At 69.5% G+C, this 18,311-nt stretch carries 14 protein-coding genes; 7 read left to right on the top strand and 7 right to left on the bottom strand.

Annotated elements, in window-relative coordinates; genetic code table 11:
• Positions 1–22: 22 nt before the first annotated feature.
• Complete coding sequence (locus CDN99_RS19045) at positions 23–628, bottom strand: YdeI/OmpD-associated family protein (protein WP_088386480.1); 606 nt, start codon at positions 626–628, stop codon at positions 23–25.
• 58 nt (positions 629–686) lie between these two features.
• On the opposite strand from CDN99_RS19045, the gene CDN99_RS19050 reads away from it, so the two are divergent.
• Entirely contained in the window at positions 687–1,802 is a 1,116-nt protein-coding gene (locus tag CDN99_RS19050) for a calcium:cation antiporter (protein WP_088386481.1), read from the top strand.
• Between the two features lie 22 nt (positions 1,803–1,824).
• Here the strand turns inward: CDN99_RS19050 and CDN99_RS19055 are convergent, their stop codons facing one another.
• From CDN99_RS19055 to CDN99_RS29380, 6 genes are all read right to left on the bottom strand, one after another.
• Positions 1,825–3,093 carry a serine hydrolase domain-containing protein gene (locus CDN99_RS19055; protein ID WP_238139600.1) on the bottom strand — a complete coding sequence of 423 codons (1,269 nt, stop codon included), beginning with the start codon at positions 3,091–3,093 and terminating at the stop codon, positions 1,825–1,827.
• 11 nt (positions 3,094–3,104) lie between these two features.
• Positions 3,105–4,634, bottom strand: a complete 1,530-nt coding sequence (locus tag CDN99_RS29650) for a methyl-accepting chemotaxis protein (RefSeq protein WP_310732487.1) — start codon at positions 4,632–4,634, stop codon at positions 3,105–3,107.
• A 148-nt stretch (positions 4,635–4,782) separates the two neighbouring features.
• On the bottom strand, positions 4,783–5,175 hold the full coding sequence (locus CDN99_RS19065) for a hypothetical protein (protein ID WP_088386483.1): 393 nt from the start codon (positions 5,173–5,175) through the stop codon (positions 4,783–4,785).
• Positions 5,176–5,312: 137 nt separating this feature from the next.
• Positions 5,313–6,434 (bottom strand): hypothetical protein, encoded by a 1,122-nt coding sequence (locus tag CDN99_RS19070; protein WP_088386484.1) that lies wholly within the window; start codon positions 6,432–6,434, stop codon positions 5,313–5,315.
• A gap of 128 nt (positions 6,435–6,562) precedes the next feature.
• On the bottom strand, positions 6,563–9,847 hold the full coding sequence (gene icmF, locus CDN99_RS19075) for a fused isobutyryl-CoA mutase/GTPase IcmF (protein WP_088386485.1): 3,285 nt from the start codon (positions 9,845–9,847) through the stop codon (positions 6,563–6,565).
• 249 nt (positions 9,848–10,096) lie between these two features.
• The gene (locus CDN99_RS29380; protein WP_088386486.1) at positions 10,097–11,086 is read right to left on the bottom strand and encodes a PEP-CTERM sorting domain-containing protein; all 990 of its coding nucleotides are present in this window, start codon (positions 11,084–11,086) and stop codon (positions 10,097–10,099) included.
• A 174-nt stretch (positions 11,087–11,260) separates the two neighbouring features.
• Here CDN99_RS29380 and CDN99_RS19085 point away from each other — a divergent pair, with 174 nt between their 5' ends.
• The 6 genes from CDN99_RS19085 to nirD all read left to right on the top strand — a co-directional run bounded on the left by CDN99_RS19085 (position 11,261) and on the right by nirD (position 18,305).
• Positions 11,261–11,890 (top strand): ANTAR domain-containing response regulator, encoded by a 630-nt coding sequence (locus tag CDN99_RS19085; RefSeq protein ID WP_158218889.1) that lies wholly within the window; start codon positions 11,261–11,263, stop codon positions 11,888–11,890.
• 272 nt (positions 11,891–12,162) lie between these two features.
• Positions 12,163–13,386 (top strand): CmpA/NrtA family ABC transporter substrate-binding protein, encoded by a 1,224-nt coding sequence (locus CDN99_RS19090; RefSeq protein WP_088386488.1) that lies wholly within the window; start codon positions 12,163–12,165, stop codon positions 13,384–13,386.
• Positions 13,387–13,470: 84 nt separating this feature from the next.
• Entirely contained in the window at positions 13,471–14,391 is a 921-nt protein-coding gene (gene ntrB, locus CDN99_RS19095) for a nitrate ABC transporter permease (RefSeq protein WP_088386489.1), read from the top strand.
• 88 nt (positions 14,392–14,479) lie between these two features.
• The gene (locus CDN99_RS19100) at positions 14,480–15,283 is read left to right on the top strand and encodes an ABC transporter ATP-binding protein (RefSeq protein WP_088386490.1); all 804 of its coding nucleotides are present in this window, start codon (positions 14,480–14,482) and stop codon (positions 15,281–15,283) included.
• A 72-nt stretch (positions 15,284–15,355) separates the two neighbouring features.
• Positions 15,356–17,908 carry a nitrite reductase large subunit NirB gene (nirB, locus tag CDN99_RS19105; RefSeq protein ID WP_088386491.1) on the top strand — a complete coding sequence of 851 codons (2,553 nt, stop codon included), beginning with the start codon at positions 15,356–15,358 and terminating at the stop codon, positions 17,906–17,908.
• Between the two features lie 16 nt (positions 17,909–17,924).
• Positions 17,925–18,305 carry a nitrite reductase small subunit NirD gene (gene nirD, locus CDN99_RS19110; RefSeq protein ID WP_088386492.1) on the top strand — a complete coding sequence of 127 codons (381 nt, stop codon included), beginning with the start codon at positions 17,925–17,927 and terminating at the stop codon, positions 18,303–18,305.
• The last annotated feature ends 6 nt before the right edge of the window (positions 18,306–18,311 follow it).

Here is an 18,311-nt window from a genome sequence, read left to right on the forward strand (position 1 = left end):
CGGCGAGTCACGCAGACCTTCCCTAGCAGTTCTCGTACTTCCAGTTGCGCCGCTTGCCCTCGGCCATCCACTCGACGGACTGGGCGAGGCGGCGCTCGCGGGTCTCGGGCTTCTTGGCCTCGACGATCCAGTCGATGTACTCGCGCCGCTGTCCCGGCGGAAAGGCCTCGAAGGTCTTGCGCGCGGCGGCGTTCTTCTTCAGCGCGGCGGCCAGGTCGTCGGGCACCTCGGCCGGCGGCTTGGGCGCGGCGGGTCGGGGGGCGCGCGCCTTGACGCCGTCCTCGATGAGCTTCATCGCGCGGCGCAGGATGGCGTGCTGCTCCTTCTTCGGCGGCAGGTCCTTCAAGGCGGTGATGCGGCCGAATTGGCCCATCGCGCCTTCCTTGGCATGGTCGGCGCCGACGGCCGCGTCACCGTGCCAAAAGCCAATCGAGCAATGGGCCTTGAAGGCCGCCATCCCGGTCAGGATCTTGTCGCGGTAGGTGAAGTTGGGGAAGCCCCACTTGATCGTCTCCACGACGTCGGGGCACTGGGCATGGACGGTGGCGCGCCAGTGGCGCAGCACGTCCTGGGCAAACGGGGCGGCGCGATCGATGTAGGCGTCGACGCGGGGATCGAGGGTCGGCATGGCGCGCAGCGTAGCGATTCGGCGATCGTTTCGCCATCGTGGTCTATGCTCACTCCCCATGAGCGCCAAGTCTTCCTCCTCGCTTTTCTCCCGCCTGCCGGCGGCCCTTCCGGTCTGGACGCTGCTGTCGCCGATCGCGGCGATCGGCGCGTTGATCGCCTTGTCGGATGGCAGCAGTTCGTCCGTGGTGCTGTCGGTGGTCAGCGCCTTGCTGATCGCGGCGGTGCTCGCCGCGGTGCATCACGCCGAGGTCGTCGCGCACCGCGTGGGCGAGCCGTATGGATCGCTGGTTCTGGCGGTGGCGGTGACCGTCATCGAGGTGGCGCTGATCGTGTCGCTGATGCTGGCCGGCGGCGAGTCCACCAACGCGCTGGCGCGGGACACGGTGTTCTCCGCGATCATGATCGTGTGCAACGGCGTGTTGGGCCTGTGCATCCTGGTGGGTGGCTGGCGCCACAAGGTGCTGGCCTTCCGCGTCGAAGGCACCAGCCCCACGCTGGCGGTGCTGGCCGCGCTGTCGGTGTTGACGCTGGTGCTGCCCGCGTTCACGACCAGTTCGCCGGGGCCGACGTTCTCCCGCTCGCAGCTGCTGTTCGCGGGCGCCGTGTCGCTGGTGCTGTACGGCGCCTTCGTGTTCGTGCAGGCGGTACGGCATCGCGACTACTTCCTGCCGGTGACGGGCGTGGACGACCAGGACGCGCACGCCGAGCCGCCGAGCTGGCGCGTTGCGGGCACGAGCGTGGTGCTGCTGCTGGTGTGCCTGGTGGGCGTGGTGGGGCTGGCCAAGCTGCTGGCGCCGACGATCGAGCGCGGCGTGCATGCGATCGGCGCGCCGCCATCGCTGGTGGGCGTGATCGTCGCGATGATGGTGCTGCTGCCGGAGACGGTGGCGGCGGTGCGCGCGGCGCTGCACAACCGGCTTCAGACCAGCCTGAACCTCGCGCTGGGCTCGGGCCTGGCGAGCATCGGCCTGACGATCCCGACGGTGGCGGTGCTGTCGCCGCTGTTCCCGCACTCGCTGGTGCTGGGCCTGACGCCGCTGAGCATGGTGCTGCTGTTCCTGACCTTCATCGTCGGCGGCCTGACGCTGGCCGGCGGCCGCGCCACGGTGCTGCAGGGCGCGGTGCACATGGTGGTGTTCGTGGTGTTCCTGTTCCTGGCGGTGGTGCCTTGACGGCTTGAGCGGCGCGGCCGGCTCAACGCGTCGTGGCGCCGTACTCCCATTCCCACGGCACCCCCGCCTCGCCGAGCAGCTGCCGCACGATCGTCGGATAGAGCGTTTCCGCCATCACGTCGTTGGATAGCAGCACGACGCAGGCGCGGCGGCGCTCGACGCAGACCATCGTGTTGCCGGTCTGGTCGTCGTGGCCGCCCTTGAAGAAGGCGTGGCCCTGCGGACCGTCGAAGACGACCACGCCCAGCCCCGCGGCCAGGTCCGGGCGGCGCCGCGCGACGGGCAGCTCCGGCTGCAGCGTCGGGAATTGGGACGCCGTGGTGATCGGCGCTTGCGGCCGTGTCATCTCCGCGCGGCTGCGCGGCGACAGGCCGTCGCCGCGCATCAGGCCGGCGGCGAACCGGGCGAAGTCCTCGATCGTTGTGTCCATCGACCCCGCCGCGCGGACGCGGCTGCGCTCGTCATGCGGCACCCAGCGTCTGTCCTTCGTCACGCCGTCCGCCAGGTTGGCGGCGAAGTCGGCGCGCCACGTCATGCTGGTGGTGGCCATGCCGAATCGATCGAACACGCGGCGCTGCATCTCCCGGCCCAGGTCGAGCCCGGGCCGGCCTTGCTCCAGCACGAGCTGCAGCAGGATCATTCCCTCGCCCGAGTAGGCGTAGCGGCTGCCCGGATCGAAGTGCAGACGCAGCTTGCCGTCGGGTTCCAGGAAAGCGAAGTTGGCGAAGCCGGCGCGATGCGACAGCAGCATGCGCGGCGTGATGTCGCGCCAGCGCGGGTCGTCGCGCAGGTCCTGCCAGCGGCCGCTGCGGCGATAGTCGGGCAGGGGGCGGTCCAGGTATCGCGAGATCGACGCGTCGAGATCGATGACGCCCTCGTCCGCCAGTTGCATCACCGTGTAGGCGAAGACGGTTTTGGTCAACGACGCGCCGTACATCACCGTGCCGGTCTGCAGCGCCTGCCCGCTGGCGTTGCGGTGGCCGTAACCGCGCACGGCCCGGACCTCGCCGTCCTCGATGTAGGCGAGCGCCAGGCCCTTGATGTCGCCGGCCGTGATCGCCGCGCGGATCGTCGCCTCCGCGCCGTCGAGTCCGCTCGCCGTCCGGGAGGCCGGCGGCGATGACGGGCTCGACGACATGGAGACGGGCAGCGGCGGCGCCGAGGGCATGGAAGACGCCGAGGACGAACGAGCCGACCCGCTGCAGGCCGCGAGCCATGCGGTCGCGACGAGGGCCAGCAGCGGGACGATGACGCGGCGGGCGTTGCGGGCGGAGGCTGTGGACGGTCGCATCGGCGGGCTCCTCAGGCCGCGAGCCGGAACGCGCTCACCAGCGCGTTGAGCTGCTCCGCCTGCGTGCGCAGGCTGCCCGCCGCGGCGGCGGATTCCTCGACCAGCGCGGCGTTCTGCTGCGTCATTTCGTCGAGCCGCTGCACGGCGACATTGACCTGGCCGATGCCGTCCTTCTGCTCCACGGCGGCCGTCGCGATCTCGCCGACGATGTCGGCCACGCGGCGCACGCCCTGGACGATCTCGCCCATCGCATGGCCCGCGTCCTGCACCAGTCGCGTGCCGGACTCGACGCGCGCGACGCTTTCACCGATCAGGCTCTTGATCTCCTTGGCCGCCGCCGCGCTGCGCTGGGCCAGCGCCCGCACCTCGCTGGCGACGACCGCGAAGCCGCGGCCCTGCTCGCCCGCGCGCGCCGCTTCCACCGCCGCGTTCAGGGCCAGGATGTTGGTCTGGAACGCGATGCCGTCGATGACGCCGGTGATGTCGCCGATCCGCTTCGAGCTGGCCTCGATCTGATGCATCACCGCCACCACCTCGCCCACCACCTCGCCGCCCTTGGACGCGGAGACGCGGGTCGCGCTGACCAGCTCGTTGGCCTGCTGCGCCGAGCTGGCGGTATGGGCCACCGTGCCGGTGAGCTCCTCCATCGACGACGCCGTCTCCTGCAGGTTGGACGCGGTGGCCTCGGTGCGGGCGGACAGGTCCTGATTGCCGGTGGCGATCTCGCGCGTGGCGACGTTGATGGTCTCGGTGCCGTCGCGCACCTGCCGCACCATGCGGCGCAACGCGTCCTGCATGGCGCTGAGCTGGCGCAGCAGCACGCCGATCTCGTCGGTGCGGTCGACGCGGATGTCCTGGCTGAGGTCGCCGCTGGCGATGGTCTGCGCCACCTCGCCGGCCTGCACCATCGGCGTCCGCACCGAGTGCGTGACGCGCCACGCGATGACGATGCCCAGCGCGATCGCCAGGCCGGTCAACGCCAGCATCGTCACCACGGCCTGCTGCGCCTGGCCGCGCTGGCGGGCCGCGAAGCTTTCGGTGTCGTCGGAGATCAGCGAGACCAGCTTCTCGACGGAGGCCAGGTAGCTGGCCGCCGCGGGCGCCAGCGTCTGGTCCACTTGCCGCGCGCCGGCGGCCGGATCGGACTTGATCGTCGCCAGCACGCCCTTGCGGATGTCGATGTAGCGCTGCCGCTCCGCGGCGATGACCGGCAACTGCGCCTTCTGCTCGGGATCGTCGATGGTCTTCTCGAGCTCGGCCTGCAGCTGGTTGATGCGGTCGGTGGTCCGCTTCATCTCGGCGGCCAGGAAACTCCCCAGGCCCTCGTGGCCGTCGGACTTGGCCATCGCCATCACACGGGTCAGGTTGAGCTCGGTGGCGGCGCGCCAGTTCGTGGCCATCAGGCGGCGCTGCTCCTGGACGTTGAGCTGGTCGCTGAGCCGCACCATCTCGCGCAGCTTCAGCACGCCCTCGCCGGTCATGAGCGCGGCCATCGCCAGCACCGCCGCAAAGCCCACCTGCAACAGCGTGGTGATCTTCATCCGACTCAACGCCCGCACCATGGCGATCTCCCGGCTACAAGGGTGCGGACCATTATGGGAGTCGCCCCCGGGGCGGGCAAGGCACGGCGGGTAAGCCCTGCCCTGCGCGCGCGTCGGGGATGCGGGAGGCCGGTGGAGACCTGGCGCTTCAGCCCAGATAGAAGAAGATCGCCTTGCAGCCCGCATTGCGGCCGTAGGCGCGAATCGTCGTGCCGCCGACCTTCGCCGCCACCAGCGCCGCGTAGACGGCCTTGACGTTGGCGTGCCGCATCGCGGTGTCCCCTTGAGACCCCTCGTAGGTCAGCCAGGTCCCGGCGCCGCAACTGCCGACATTGGACTCGATGGCGAAGAGGATTCGGTCCGGCATGTAGGTGACTTCCATGGACGTGACCCGCGCGCCGACGACGGACCAGTCATAGCCGGGATCGGTCTGCGAGCGGCTGGCGGGCACGAGCGCGCCCATCAACCCGGCGACGAGGCCGAGCGCGCGGAGCATGGAACGGGCACGGCCGGCGCGGCCGTTCTGGTTGAAGCGGAGCATGAGGTTTCCTCCCTGTGTGGATGTGCCGGTCGGCGCGACGATCCTGTCGCGTGCTTCGCCGGCTGCGCGGGAGGATAACCAAATGCGTGGGCCAGGACGTGACGTCGTTCAATGCCGCGCCGCATTCGTTCACCCCATCACGGTCGCCATCGCAGCGGGTGGGCGACCGGTCGCGGCCCCGATGGCAGGCGCATGCGGCGCAGCAGGTCGGCATTCGGCAATGGGACGCCGAGTTCAAGGAACTTGTCGCGCAGCTCCGCCATCCCGGTGCCTTTCTCCCAGCAATTCTTCAGGCACCGCGCCGATGCATGGCGGTGCTTCTGTTCGTCCGGGAGGGGGGCAGGTCGTGCGTACGCCTTGCTGTCCGGCCAGGCCCACAGCCACATCTGCGCCAGCGTCGTCAGGTCCTCGGACGATCGCGATCTCAAGCCGCCGTGCACGCGCGGACAAGCGACGTCGCGAAGATCGTCGAAGAGTCTGCTCAACCGCTCGACATGGCGTTCGCGCAACGTCGGAAGGTCGCATGCGCTCGTCAGCCGTTTTTCCATGCGTTCGACGAGGACCGCCGCATGGGCCGGCAGGAGTTCCCGAGGAACGCGTCGCAGCAGCGCGGCCAGGTAGGAGGCCTCCGGCACGGTCAAGGCGGGCAAGCCCGCGTTGAGCCGCCTCCTGGCCCGGTCGAGGATGTTGCGGCAGTCGCGCGTCGGAAGAAAGAAATCGCGGGCCTGCGCCAGTTCCAGCTGGTGGTCCTCCCGCGCGAGCGCCAGGCGCAGTCCTTCGACGCAGCCCGCCGGCGTGCCGGCCAGCGGCGAGGCCACGCGCGGCAGGAAGGTCGGCGGCGAGCAGGACGGCCGGCGCAGCACGGGGACATGCGGCGCGTTCAGGAGGCGGGGCGACGGCTGGGGCGTCTCGAAGAGGCGCAGGCGCGGTCCGAGGGTCAGATCGACCATGCCGTCGTCCGGCGCGATGGCCTCCACGCTGCAGATCTCGAGGTCCGGCAGTTCGCGAAGGAAGCGGTTGATCGTGGCCGCGGAGCAGGTGGGCAGGGCCAGCCGCGATGGTGTCGGCACGTCCGGCTTGCCGGTCTTGAGCACGCCGGAGATGAGACCGTCGGGCATCGCGTCCAAGTCGCCGCGCGGCAGGTCACGCAGATCCGCATGGGGCGTGGTCGTGTCGGTCAGCAGCCGGATCAGGCGATTGATGAAAGGCTCTTGCGAGCCGAGGCTCGAGGAATCGCCGACCGGGCGAAAGGGCGGCAACGGCCGAGCCGTGCTGCACGAGGGCGCGGGGAAGCTCATGGCGGAAGGGCGACAGGGTGGTGGAGGCCGCCGTAGTGGCCTCGCCCGCTCGCCTCATCCGACACCGCGTCCGGGCCGCGCGCCGGGCCTCACATGCTGCGCCGGTACTGCCCACCCACCTCGAACAGCGCCGCCGTGATCTGCCCCAGCGAGCACACGCGCACCGCGTCCATCAGCACCTCGAACACGTTGCCGTTGTCGATGACCGCCTGCTGCAGCCGCTTGAGCATCGCGGGCGCGTCGCCGACGTGGTCGCCGTGGAAGGCCGTGAGCCGCGACAGCTGGCTCTGCTTCTCGTCCTCGGTCGAGCGGGCCAGCTCGATGTGCTCCGGCACCGGCTCGCCATGCGGATTGCGGAAGGTGTTGACGCCGATGATGGGGTACTCGCCGGTGTGCTTGAGCATCTCGTAATGCATCGACTCTTCCTGGATCTTGCTGCGCTGGTAGCCGGTCTCCATCGCGCCCAGCACGCCGCCGCGCTCGGCGATGCGCTCGAACTCGCCCAGCACCGCTTCCTCGACCAGCTCGGTCAGCTCGTCGATGATGAACGCGCCCTGGCTCGGGTTCTCGTTCTTGGCCAGGCCCCATTCGCGGTTGATGATCAGCTGGATCGCCATCGCGCGGCGCACCGACTCTTCGGTCGGCGTGGTGATCGCCTCGTCGTAGGCGTTGGTGTGCAGCGAGTTGCAGTTGTCGTAGATCGCGATCAGCGCCTGCAGCGTGGTGCGGATGTCGTTGAACGCGATCTCCTGCGCGTGCAGGCTGCGGCCCGAGGTCTGGATGTGGTACTTCAGCTTCTGGCTGCGCTCGTTGGCGCCGTACTTGTCGCGCATCGCCACGGCCCAGATGCGGCGCGCCACGCGGCCCAGCACGGTGTACTCCGGGTCCATGCCGTTGCTGAAGAAGAAGCTCAGGTTGGGCGCGAAGTCGTCGATGTGCATGCCGCGCGCCAGGTAGGCCTCCACGAAGGTGAAGCCGTTGGACAGTGTGAACGCGAGTTGCGAGATGGGGTTCGCGCCCGCCTCGGCGATGTGATAGCCGCTGATCGACACCGAGTAGAAGTTGCGCACGTTGTGGTGCACGAAGTACTGCGCGATGTCGCCCATCACCTTGAGCGAGAACTCGGTCGAGAAGATGCAGGTGTTCTGGCCCTGGTCCTCCTTGAGGATGTCCGCCTGCACCGTGCCGCGCACGTTGGCCAGTACCCAGGCGCGGATCTTGGCGGCTTCGTCGGCGGTGGGGTCGCGGCCGTTGTCGGACCTGAACTTCGCGAGTTGCTGGTCGATGGCGGTGTTCATGAACATCGCCAGGAGGGTCGGCGCCGGGCCGTTGATGGTCATCGACACCGACGTCGTCGGGTTGCACAGGTCGAAGCCGTCGTACAGGACCTTCATGTCGTCCAGCGTCGCGATGCTGACGCCGGAGTTGCCGACCTTGCCGTAGATGTCCGGCCGCGGCGCGGGATCGGCGCCGTACAGCGTGACCGAGTCGAACGCGGTGGACAGCCGCTTGGCGGGTAGACCCTCGGAAACCAGCTTGAAACGACGGTTGGTGCGGAAGGCATCGCCCTCGCCGGCGAACATGCGCGTCGGGTCCTCGCCCTCGCGCTTGAACGCGAACACGCCGGCGGTGTACGGGAAGCTGCCCGGCACGTTCTCCAGCATCAGCCACTTCAGCAGCTCGCCCTGGTCCTCATACGACGGCAGCACGACCTTCCGGATCTTGGTGCCGGACAGCGAGGTCGAGACCAGCGCGGTGCGGATCTCCTTGTCGCGGATCTTCACGACGTATTCGTCGCCGGCGTAGGCCTGCCGCATGTCCGGCCATTGGGCCAAGAGGTGGCGCGCGTCGGCGTCCAGCCGGGCCTGGCGCGCGGAGGCCAGCGTCGTCAGCGCGGCGATGTCGGCGTCGGCCCGCGCGTCGGTCAGCATGGCGGCGCTGGCCTGCAGCTGCTGGATCTCGCGCGCCAGGCGGGCCTGCGCGCGGGCGCGCTTCTTGTAGGCGCGGACCGTGTCCGAGATCTCGGCCAGATAACGCGCCCGGGCCGGCGGCACGATCGGTGTCTGATGGGTGCTGAAGCGCGTCGACGTCAGCGGCAGACGACCGTCGCGCAGCGACAGCCCCAGTCCCGCCAGCCGCGGCTTCAGCGCCTGATAGAGCGCGGTGACGCCGTCGTCGTTGAAGCGGCTGGCCATGGTGCCGAACACCGGCAGATCCTCGGCCCGCTTGCCCCAGGCTTCCCTGTTGCGCTGCACCTGCTTGGCGACATCGCGCCAGGCGTCGGCCGCGCCCTTGCGGTCGAACTTGTTGATGGCGACGAACTCGGCGAAGTCCAGCATGTCGATCTTCTCGAGCTGGCTGGCGGCGCCGAACTCCGGCGTCATCACGTACATCGGCACGTCGACGTGCGGCACGATGGCGGCGTCGCCCTGGCCGATGCCGGAGGTCTCGACGATGATCAGGTCGAAGCCGGCGACCTTGGCCGCGGCGATCACGTCGGGCAGCGCCTGCGAGATCTCGGAGCCGAAATCGCGCGTGGCCAGCGAGCGCATGTACACGCGTTGGCCGGCGGCCCATGGCGCGATCGCGTTCATGCGGATGCGGTCGCCGAGCAGCGCGCCGCCACTCTTGCGCCGTGACGGATCGATGGAGATCACGGCGATGCGCGGCGCGTCGTCCTGGTCCAGGCGCAGGCGGCGGATCAACTCGTCGGTGAGGCTGGACTTACCGGCGCCACCGGTGCCGGTGATGCCCAGCACCGGCACGCGCACCGCCGCCGCGGCGTCGCGCAGCGACTGGGTGAAGGCGGCATCGGCGCTGCCGTTCTCCAGCGCCGTGATGGCTTGCGCGAGCGCGCGCCAGGCCGGTTCCGAATGGCCGCGCAGCGCGTCGACGGTCTTGGGCGCCGCGGCGCTCAGGTCCTGGTCGCAGCGCATGACCATCTCGCCGATCATGCCTTGCAGGCCCATGCGCTGGCCGTCCTCGGGACTGAAGATGCGCACGCCCTGGTCGGCCAGGTCGCGGATCTCGGCCGGCACGATCACGCCGCCACCGCCGCCGAAGACCTGGATCGCCTCGCCGCCGCGCTGGCGCAGCAGCTCGACCATGTACTTGAAGTACTCGACATGCCCGCCCTGGTACGAGCTGACCGCGATGCCCTGCGCGTCTTCCTGCAGCGCGGCGGTGACGACCTCGTCGACCGAGCGGTTGTGGCCCAGATGGATCACCTCGGCGCCCATGCCCTGCAGGATGCGCCGCATGATGTTGATCGCCGCGTCGTGCCCGTCGAACAGGCTGGCGGCGGTCACGAAGCGGACCTTGTGGGTGGGGCGGTACTCGGCCAGGGCCTTGTACTCGGCGGACATCTCGGTCATGACGTTGTCTCCGGCGGGCTGCGCGGATGCCTGCGGCCGATCGGGATGGCGGCCCGCCGCGGCACCTGTCGTTCTTGCGGTTCAAGTGTGCCCGCCGATTCTAGGTGTCGGTTGACGTTTACGTAAACGTGAGAGATGTGACGCGAGGGGATATCAGGCGACGCGGGCCGCGTCCTTCCCGGGCGCGCCGCGATGCGCGCGCTCCAGGCTTGGGGTAAACACCGACGGGACGGCGCCCGTGGGGGCGGCTCAGGCCGCGCGACGGCGCCGCGCGATCGCGCCCAGCAGGGCCAGCCCGCCGGCCATCAGCGCCCAGGTGCCGGGCTCGGGTACGGCCGCCATGGAGACGGCGTACTCGATGTTGTCGCTGTTGAGCGCGGTGAACGAGGTGATCCGGTTGCCGGCGGCGTCCACGACGGCCGTGATGCCGTCCCAGGCGAAGGTGTGGGAGAAGTCGGCGAAGGCATGGCCGCGCATCGCGCCCGCCGCGGTCGCGTCGCTGCTGCGCAGGCCGACCTCGGTGAACACGTCGCCGGTCCAGAACATGTTGATGGGGCTGCCGAACTGGAAGTCCAGGGTGAGGTCGTAGAAGCCGACACCGTTGCGGCTGCTGTCGACCACGATGCTGTCGTTGACCATGGTGCGGCTGTTCCAGGCGGTCAGCGAGGTCCATCCCGGGCCAGGGAAGTCCATCGCGACGCCGTCGGCGCGCATTTGCAGCGTGGTCATCCAGCTGTACGTGGTGGTGCGGGTGCCGACGGCGTCGTTGAACCCGCCGGCCGCGCCGACGGCGTACTGGTCCTGGCCGTAGGTGCCGTCCACCAGGATGCGGAAGCTCATCCTGCCGCGCGTGCCGTCGACGCAGGTGCCGCAGCGGATGATGAAGCTGTCGACCAGCGTGGCGCTGGCGGAGGACTGCACGAAGACGTCCGACTGCGGCGAGCCGGCCTGCTGGTACGCCGTCGCGCGGGACGAGAAGTCCAGTCGCCCATAACCGGCCCAGGCCGCGGCGAAGCCGTCGGTGGTCTGGTGCGAGCCGGCGCCCCAGTCCTCCAGCGAGGACGTGGAGGACCCGTAGAGCGGCGCGTAGCCGCCTTTCCAGTCCGGCGTGACGTACTCGACCTGTGTGTTGGTGTTGGCCTGGATGCGGGTGTTGACCGCGAACTCCGCGGCATGGGCGGAGCCAGCGCCCGCCGACAGCAACAGGGCGAGGAGGAGGGGGAAGCGAGGCAGCGACATGGTGGTCTCCCTGGCGGCGTGAGCGCCGCTCGCTGCGCACGTTAAGAGGAAGTGAAATCCATCGCGGCCCCCTCAAACGAGGACCGCGGGCACGGTGATTGCGCGCGGGCGGGAGCGGGGTTTGCTCCGCCGCGTCGGCGCGGGGCGCGGCACGGAACTTGCGCCTGGCCCCGGGTGAATCGCCCGCCCGCTTCCGTCGCCCGCCCCGAGTCACCCGCCACCGCGGGGCTGCGGGTGCTCGTGATCGACGACGGGGCGCATCGGGTGGATCTGCTGCGCGACGAGCTGGTGCGGCAGGGCTGCGAAGTCGTCGGCGTGATCGAGCAGGCCACGCTGATCCACGACTGCGTGCTGCGATTGCAGCCGGACGTCGTGATCGTCGACGCCGAGTCGCCGACGCGCGACACGCTGGAGAACCTCGCCACGCTGTCCGCCCGGATGCCGCGGCCGGTCGTCATCTTCGCGGAGGACGAGGACCGCGGCCCGATGCGCCGTGCGATCCAGGCCGGCGTCAGCGCGTATGTCGTGGCGGGCCTGCAGGCGCAGCGGCTGGCGCCGGTGCTGCATGTCGCCATCGCGCGTTTCGAGCAGGACCTCGCGCTGCGCGAGGAGCTGGGCAAGGCGCAGGCGCAACTTGCCTCGCGCAAGGTCGTCGACCGGGCCAAGGGCATCCTCATGCGCGAGCAGGGCCTGGACGAGGACCAGGCCTATCAACGCCTGCGCAAGCTGGCGATGGACCGTGGCGAGCCGCTCGCGCAGATCGCGCAGCGGGTCATCGACGCACAAGACCTGTTGCGAGGCTGAACGCACCGCAACGGCGCATCGACGCCGCGAGGCAGTGCATGAAGGCCGTATGCCGGGCGACGGGCGCCGACGCTTCCCGGGCGCGGGACCACGGGCCGCATTGGCACGCTTCCTGCAAAGCTACGTTCAAGCCCTCGCAACGGCGCGAGGGTCACCTGGATGGTTGGGACAAAGGCGTCCGATCGGTCTCGCGCTCAGCGCGGGGCGGTCGAGACGCCTTTTCGTTTTTCTGCTGGGAGTCTTGAATGCAATACGGTTCCACGGAGGGTCTGATGAGCGCGGAGCGTCGCAAATTGCTGGCCGCGGGCGCGGCGCTGGGCGGCCTGTCGGCCTTGCCCGGCGGCGGCGCCTTCGCGGCGGGGTCGGACAAGCCGGAGAAGGAGGAGGTCCGCATCGGCTTCATCCCGCTGACCGACTGCGCGTCGGTCGTGATGGCCGCGGCGCTGGGCTTCGACAGGAAGCACGGCATCAAGATCGTGCCGACCAAGGAAGCCTCCTGGGCCGGCGTGCGCGACAAGCTCGTCAACGGCGAGCTCGACATGGCGCACGTGCTGTACGGCCTGATCTACGGCGTGCATCTGGGCGTGGCCGGTCCGAAGAAGGACATGGCGGTGCTGATGACCCTCAACAACAACGGTCAGGCGATCACGCTGTCGAAGAAGCTGGCCGAGGCGGGCGCCGTGGACGGTGCGTCGCTGGCGAAGGCGATGCGCAAGGACAGGCGCGAGTACACCTTCGCGCAGACCTTCCCCACCGGCACGCATGCGATGTGGCTCTACTACTGGCTGGCCGCCGCGGGCGTCGATCCGATGAAGGGGGCCAAGGTCATCACCGTGCCGCCGCCGCAGATGGTGGCCAACATGCGGGTCGGCAACATGGACGGCTTCTGTGTCGGCGAGCCCTGGAACCACCGCGCCATCATCGACGGCATCGGCATCACCGCCGCCACCACGCAGGACATCTGGAAGGACCATCCGGAGAAGGTGCTCGGCACCACCGGCGACTTCGTCAAGAAGTATCCCAACACCGCGCGCGCCGTGATCATGGCGGTGCTGGAGGCGGGCCGCTGGATCGACGCCAGCCTGTCCAACAAGCAGAAGATGGCCGAGACCATCGCCGACAAGGCCTACGTCAACACCAGCGTCGACGCCATCAACCAGCGCATCCTGGGCCGCTACCAGAACGGCCTGGGCAAGACCTGGGACGACCCCAACCACATGAAGTTCTTCAACGACGGCCAGGTCAACTTCCCCTGGCTGTCCGACGGCATGTGGTTCCTGACCCAGCACAAGCGCTGGGGCCTGATCAAGGAGCATCCGGACTACCTGGGCACCGCGCGGCAGATCAACCAGGTCGAGCTCTACAAGCAGGCGGCGGGCGCCCTCGGCGTCGCCGTGCCCAAGGACGTGATGCGATCGAGCAAGCTCTTCGACGGCGTCGTCTGGGACGGCAAGGACCCCGCCAGGTACGCCGACAGCTTCAAGGTCCGCGCCTGAGCGGCGCTCCGTCCCCCTTCTTGAGTCCGTCGATCCCTCGATCGCCCCGACCCGTCCGATCCCGATCAGCGCAGGAGTCTCGCCATGGTCAGTGCCGTCTTCCATTCCCCCGGTGACGCCTCCGCGGAGCCGGTGACCGTCTCGGTCGCCACGCCGTTGCCGCTGTCCCGCGACGCGGCCAACGAGCCCGTCAAGCCCGTGCCCGCGCCGGCCGCCGGGCGGCGCCCCGGCATCGATGGACGCGCCTTCTGGATGCGCGTGCTGCCGCCGCTGGCGGGCCTGGGCCTGCTGTGGCTGGTGTGGCAGCTCGCCACGTTCAAGGGCGGCGCCTTCCCCACGCCCGCGGCCACCTGGGACGCCGCGGCCAAGCTCTTCGCCGACCCGTTCTATCGCAACGGCCCCAATGACCAGGGCATCGGCTGGAACGTGCTGTATTCGCTGCAGCGCGTGGGCGTGGGGTTCGGTCTTGCCGCGGCGGTGGGCATCCCGCTGGGGTTCATCATCGGCCGCTTCGAATTCGCGAGCCGCATGCTGTCGCCGCTGATCAGCCTGCTCAAGCCGGTGTCGCCGCTGGCGTGGCTGCCGATCGGCCTGCTGGTCTTCAAGAGCGCCAATCCGGCGGCGATCTGGACGATCTTCATCTGCTCGATCTGGCCGATGGTCGTCAACACCGCGGTCGGCGTGCAGCGCGTGCCGGGGGACTACCTCAACGTCGCCCGCGTGCTGCGCCTGTCCGAGTGGAAGCTCATGACGCGCATCCTGCTGCCGGCGGTGCTGCCTTACATGCTGACCGGCGTGCGGCTCTCGGTGGGCACCGCGTGGCTGGTGATCGTCGCGGCGGAGATGCTGACCGGCGGCGTGGGCATCGGCTTCTGGGTCTGGGACGAGTGGAACAACCTCAACGTGCAGCACATCATCATCGCGATCTTCGTGATCGGGATCGTGGGCCTGCTGCTGGAGTGGGCGCTGATGGCCCTGGCCCGGCGCTTCTCCTTCGACGACTGAACCCACCATCGATCCGGCGATCGACCGCGCGTCCGATCGTCCGCCGATTCACCGATCCAACGAGATCACGGACATCGAGGAGATCCCGATGAGCACTCCCTTCATCCGCGTGCAGCAGGCCGAGATGGTCTTCACCTCCCGCAAGGGCCGCTTCCACGCGCTGCGCGACATCGACCTGGACATCGCCAAGGGCGAGTTCGTGACGCTGATCGGCCATTCGGGCTGCGGCAAGTCCACGCTGCTGAACCTGGTCGCCGGCCTGTTGCGGCCCACCGGCGGCGGGCTGCTGTGCGACGGTCGCGAGATCGCCGGCCCCGGGCCGGAACGCGCGGTGGTGTTCCAGAACCACTCGCTGCTGCCCTGGCTGACCTGCCTCGACAACGTGCTGCTGGCGGTCGAGTCCGTCTTCGGCGGCCGCGAGCCGCGCCCGCGCCTGATGGCGCGTGCCGAGGAGGCCCTGCGCCTGGTCGGCATGAACCATGCGCTGTTCAAGCGACCGCACGAGATCTCCGGCGGCATGAAGCAGCGCGTGGGCATCGCCCGCGCCCTGGCGATGGAACCCAAGGTGCTGCTGATGGACGAGCCCTTCGGCGCGCTGGACGCGCTGACCCGCGCTTACCTGCAGGACGAGCTGATCCGGATCGTCGCCGCCACGCACAGCACCGTGGTGATGGTCACGCACGATGTCGACGAGGCGGTGCTGCTGTCCGACCGCATCGTCATGATGACCAACGGACCGGCCGCGACGATCGGCGAGGTCCTGGCCGTCGACCTGCCGCGCCCGCGCGATCGCGTCGCGCTGGCCGAGGACGCCGGTTACGTTCACGCCCGCAAGGCGGTGATCGACTTCCTCTACACCCGCCATCGGCACGCGGACGCGCAGGCCGCCTGATCCCCACCGCCCCCATGACGCCGACGCAACGCGCGACGGCGCGGCGGAGCGCTGCCTCAAGGAGACGACCCCATGAGCCCGACAAGAATGAAGCTGGTGATGGTGGGCAACGGCATGGCCGGCGTCCGCACGCTGGAAGAGCTGTTGAAGATCGCCCCGGACCTCTACGACATCACCGTGTTCGGTGCCGAGCCGCACCCCAACTACAACCGCATCCTGCTCAGCCCGGTGCTGGCCGGCGAGCAGACCCTGGACGAGATCGTCCTCAATCCGCTGTCCTGGTACGAGGGACACGGCATCCGCCTGCACCTGGGCAACGCGGTCACGCGCATCGACCGCGTCCGGCGCGTGGTGGTCGCCGCGGACGGCACCGAGGCCGGCTACGACCGGCTGCTGATCGCCACCGGCTCCACGCCCTTCATCCTGCCGGTGCCGGGCAAGGACCTGGACGGCGTGATCGGCTACCGCGACATCACCGATACCAACACCATGATCGAGGCGGCGACGCGGTACCGCCATGCCGTCGTCATCGGCGGCGGCCTGCTGGGCCTGGAGGCCGCCAACGGCCTGATGCTGCGCGGCATGCGGGTGACCGTCGTCCACATCGGCGACTGGCTGATGGAGCGCCAGCTCGACGACCAGGCCGGCGACCTGCTGCGCAAGTCGCTGCAGGACCGCGGCCTGCGCTTCCGCATGGGCGCGCAGACCGAGGCGCTGATCGGCGACCGCGACGGCCGCGTCATGGCCGTGCGCTTCAAGGGCGGCGAGGAGATCCCCGCCGACCTCGTCGTCATGGCCGCCGGCATTCGGCCCGCCACCGCGCTGGCGGAAAGCGCCGGCCTGCATTGCCAGCGCGGCATCGTCGTCACCGACACGCTGCAGACCGTCACCGATCCCCGCGTCTACGCCGTCGGCGAGTGCGCCGCGCATCGCGGCATCGCCTACGGCCTGGTGGCGCCGCTGTTCGAGCAGGGCAAGGTCTGCGCCAATCACCTGGCGCAGTTCGGCATCGGCCGTTACCTCGGCAGCCAGACCAGCACCAAGCTGAAGGTGACCGGCATCGACCTGTTCTCGGCCGGCGACTTCATGGGCGGCGACGGCACCGAGGAGATCGTCATGAGCGACCCCTTCGCCGGGGTCTACAAGAAGCTCGTGATCCAGGACGACCGGCTTGTCGGCGCCTGCCTGTACGGCGACACCGTCGACGGCGGGTGGTACTTCAAGCTGCTGCGCGAGGGCCGCCGCATCGCCGACATCCGCGACAAGTTGATGTTCGGCGAGAGCAACATCGGCGACGTCGGCCATCAGGGCCAGAGCCGGGCCGCGGCGATGGCCGACGGCGACGAGGTCTGTGGCTGCAACGGCGTGACCAAGGGCGCCATCTGCAAGGCCATCAAGGACAAAGGCCTGTTCACGCTGGAGGAAGTCCGCAAGCACACCAAGGCCAGCGCCAGCTGCGGCTCCTGCACCGGGCTGGTCGAGCAGTTGCTGATGTTCACCGCGGGCGGCGACTACTCGTCGACGCCGAAGAAGAAGGCGATCTGCGCCTGCACCGAGCACAGCCATCAGGACGTGCGCGACGCCATCGTCGCGCAGCGCCTGGTCCGCATGGCCGACGTCTTCAAGCGGCTGGACTGGCGGACGCCCGACGGCTGCGCGACCTGCCGGCCGGCGCTGAACTACTACCTGATCTCGTCGTGGCCCAAGGAGGCGGTGGACGATCCGCAGTCCCGCTTCATCAACGAGCGCAGCCACGCCAACATCCAGAAGGACGGCACCTACTCGGTGATCCCGCGCATGTGGGGCGGCGAAACGACCGCCGACGAGTTGCGCCGCATCGCCGACGCCGTCGACAAATACAAGATCCCCACGGTCAAGGTCACCGGCGGGCAGCGCATCGACCTGCTCGGGGTGAGGAAGGAAGACCTGGTCCACGTCTGGAAGGACATCGGCATGCCCAGCGGCCATGCCTACGCCAAGGCGCTGCGCACGGTGAAGACCTGCGTCGGGTCCGAGTGGTGCCGCATGGGCACGCAGGACAGCACGCAGATGGGCAAGGACCTGGAGCGCGCGATGTGGCGCATGTATGCGCCGCACAAGGTCAAGTTCGCCGTCAGCGGCTGCCCGCGCAACTGCGCCGAGGCCGGCATCAAGGACGTCGGCATCATCGGCGTGGACTCGGGCTGGGAGATGTACGTCGCCGGCAACGGGGGCATCAAGACCGAGGTCGCGCATTTCCTCGTCAAGCTCAAGACCGCGCGGGAGGTGCTGGAGTACACCGGTGCCTTCATGCAGCTCTACCGCAAGGAGGGCTGGTACCTGGAGCGGACCGTGCACTACGTGTCGCGCGTGGGCCTGGACCATGTGAAGCGGCGCATCCTCGACGACGCCGCGGGTCGCCAGGCGCTGTGGGCCGAGCTGCAGCACGCGCTCGACGGCGAGCCCGATCCGTGGTTCGAGTTCGCGAAGGCGCAGGTCGACCTGCGCCAGTTCGAGCCGGTCGCCGGCATGACCGCGAGCGCCGCCACGACCGCCACCGCGGCCGTCGCGTCGACGCTCGCCGCCACGGCCGCCGGCGCCGACGCGCGAAGCATTCCCGCCGCCCCCGTCGGCGACACCTTCTGACCTGCGGAGGCCCGCCATGTCGAACTGGATTTCCATCTGCGCCGTCGAGGACATCCCCGTGCTGGGATCGCGCCGCGTGGCGCGTCGGCAGGGGCCGCAGGTCGCGCTCTTCCGCACCGCCGACGACCAGGTGCATGCGCTGCTCGATCGTTGCCCCCACAAGGCCGGGCCGTTGAGCCAGGGCATCGTCTTCGGCAACGCGGTCGCCTGCCCGCTGCACAACTGGACCATCGCGCTGGACAGCGGCTGCGCGCGTGAGCCTGACGAGGGACGGACGCCGGTGTTTCGCGTCAGGATCGTGGACGGCCAGGTGCAGCTGGACGGCGACGAGCTGGCGACCCTCGGCACCGATCTGCCGTTGGCGCAGGCCGGTCCCTGCACACGGGTCGCCTGCTGAGCGCGA

Source organism: Roseateles aquatilis (assembly GCF_002205645.1).
Lineage (GTDB): Bacteria > Pseudomonadota > Gammaproteobacteria > Burkholderiales > Burkholderiaceae_C > Roseateles > Roseateles aquatilis.

Coding starts and splice junctions, on each gene's coding strand:
- CDN99_RS19050 (WP_088386481.1), top strand. CDS start 687: ATGAGCGCCAAGTCTTCCTCCTCGCTTTTCTCCCGCCTGCCGGCGGCC.
- ntrB (WP_088386489.1), top strand. CDS start 13,471: ATGGTCAGTGCCGTCTTCCATTCCCCCGGTGACGCCTCCGCGGAGCCG.
- CDN99_RS29650 (WP_310732487.1), bottom strand. CDS start 4,634: ATGAAGATCACCACGCTGTTGCAGGTGGGCTTTGCGGCGGTGCTGGCG.
- nirD (WP_088386492.1), top strand. CDS start 17,925: ATGTCGAACTGGATTTCCATCTGCGCCGTCGAGGACATCCCCGTGCTG.
- CDN99_RS19045 (WP_088386480.1), bottom strand. CDS start 628: ATGCCGACCCTCGATCCCCGCGTCGACGCCTACATCGATCGCGCCGCC.
- CDN99_RS19055 (WP_238139600.1), bottom strand. CDS start 3,093: ATGCGACCGTCCACAGCCTCCGCCCGCAACGCCCGCCGCGTCATCGTC.
- CDN99_RS19090 (WP_088386488.1), top strand. CDS start 12,163: ATGAGCGCGGAGCGTCGCAAATTGCTGGCCGCGGGCGCGGCGCTGGGC.
- CDN99_RS29380 (WP_088386486.1), bottom strand. CDS start 11,086: ATGTCGCTGCCTCGCTTCCCCCTCCTCCTCGCCCTGTTGCTGTCGGCG.
- CDN99_RS19065 (WP_088386483.1), bottom strand. CDS start 5,175: ATGCTCCGCTTCAACCAGAACGGCCGCGCCGGCCGTGCCCGTTCCATG.
- CDN99_RS19100 (WP_088386490.1), top strand. CDS start 14,480: ATGAGCACTCCCTTCATCCGCGTGCAGCAGGCCGAGATGGTCTTCACC.
- nirB (WP_088386491.1), top strand. CDS start 15,356: ATGAGCCCGACAAGAATGAAGCTGGTGATGGTGGGCAACGGCATGGCC.
- icmF (WP_088386485.1), bottom strand. CDS start 9,847: ATGACCGAGATGTCCGCCGAGTACAAGGCCCTGGCCGAGTACCGCCCC.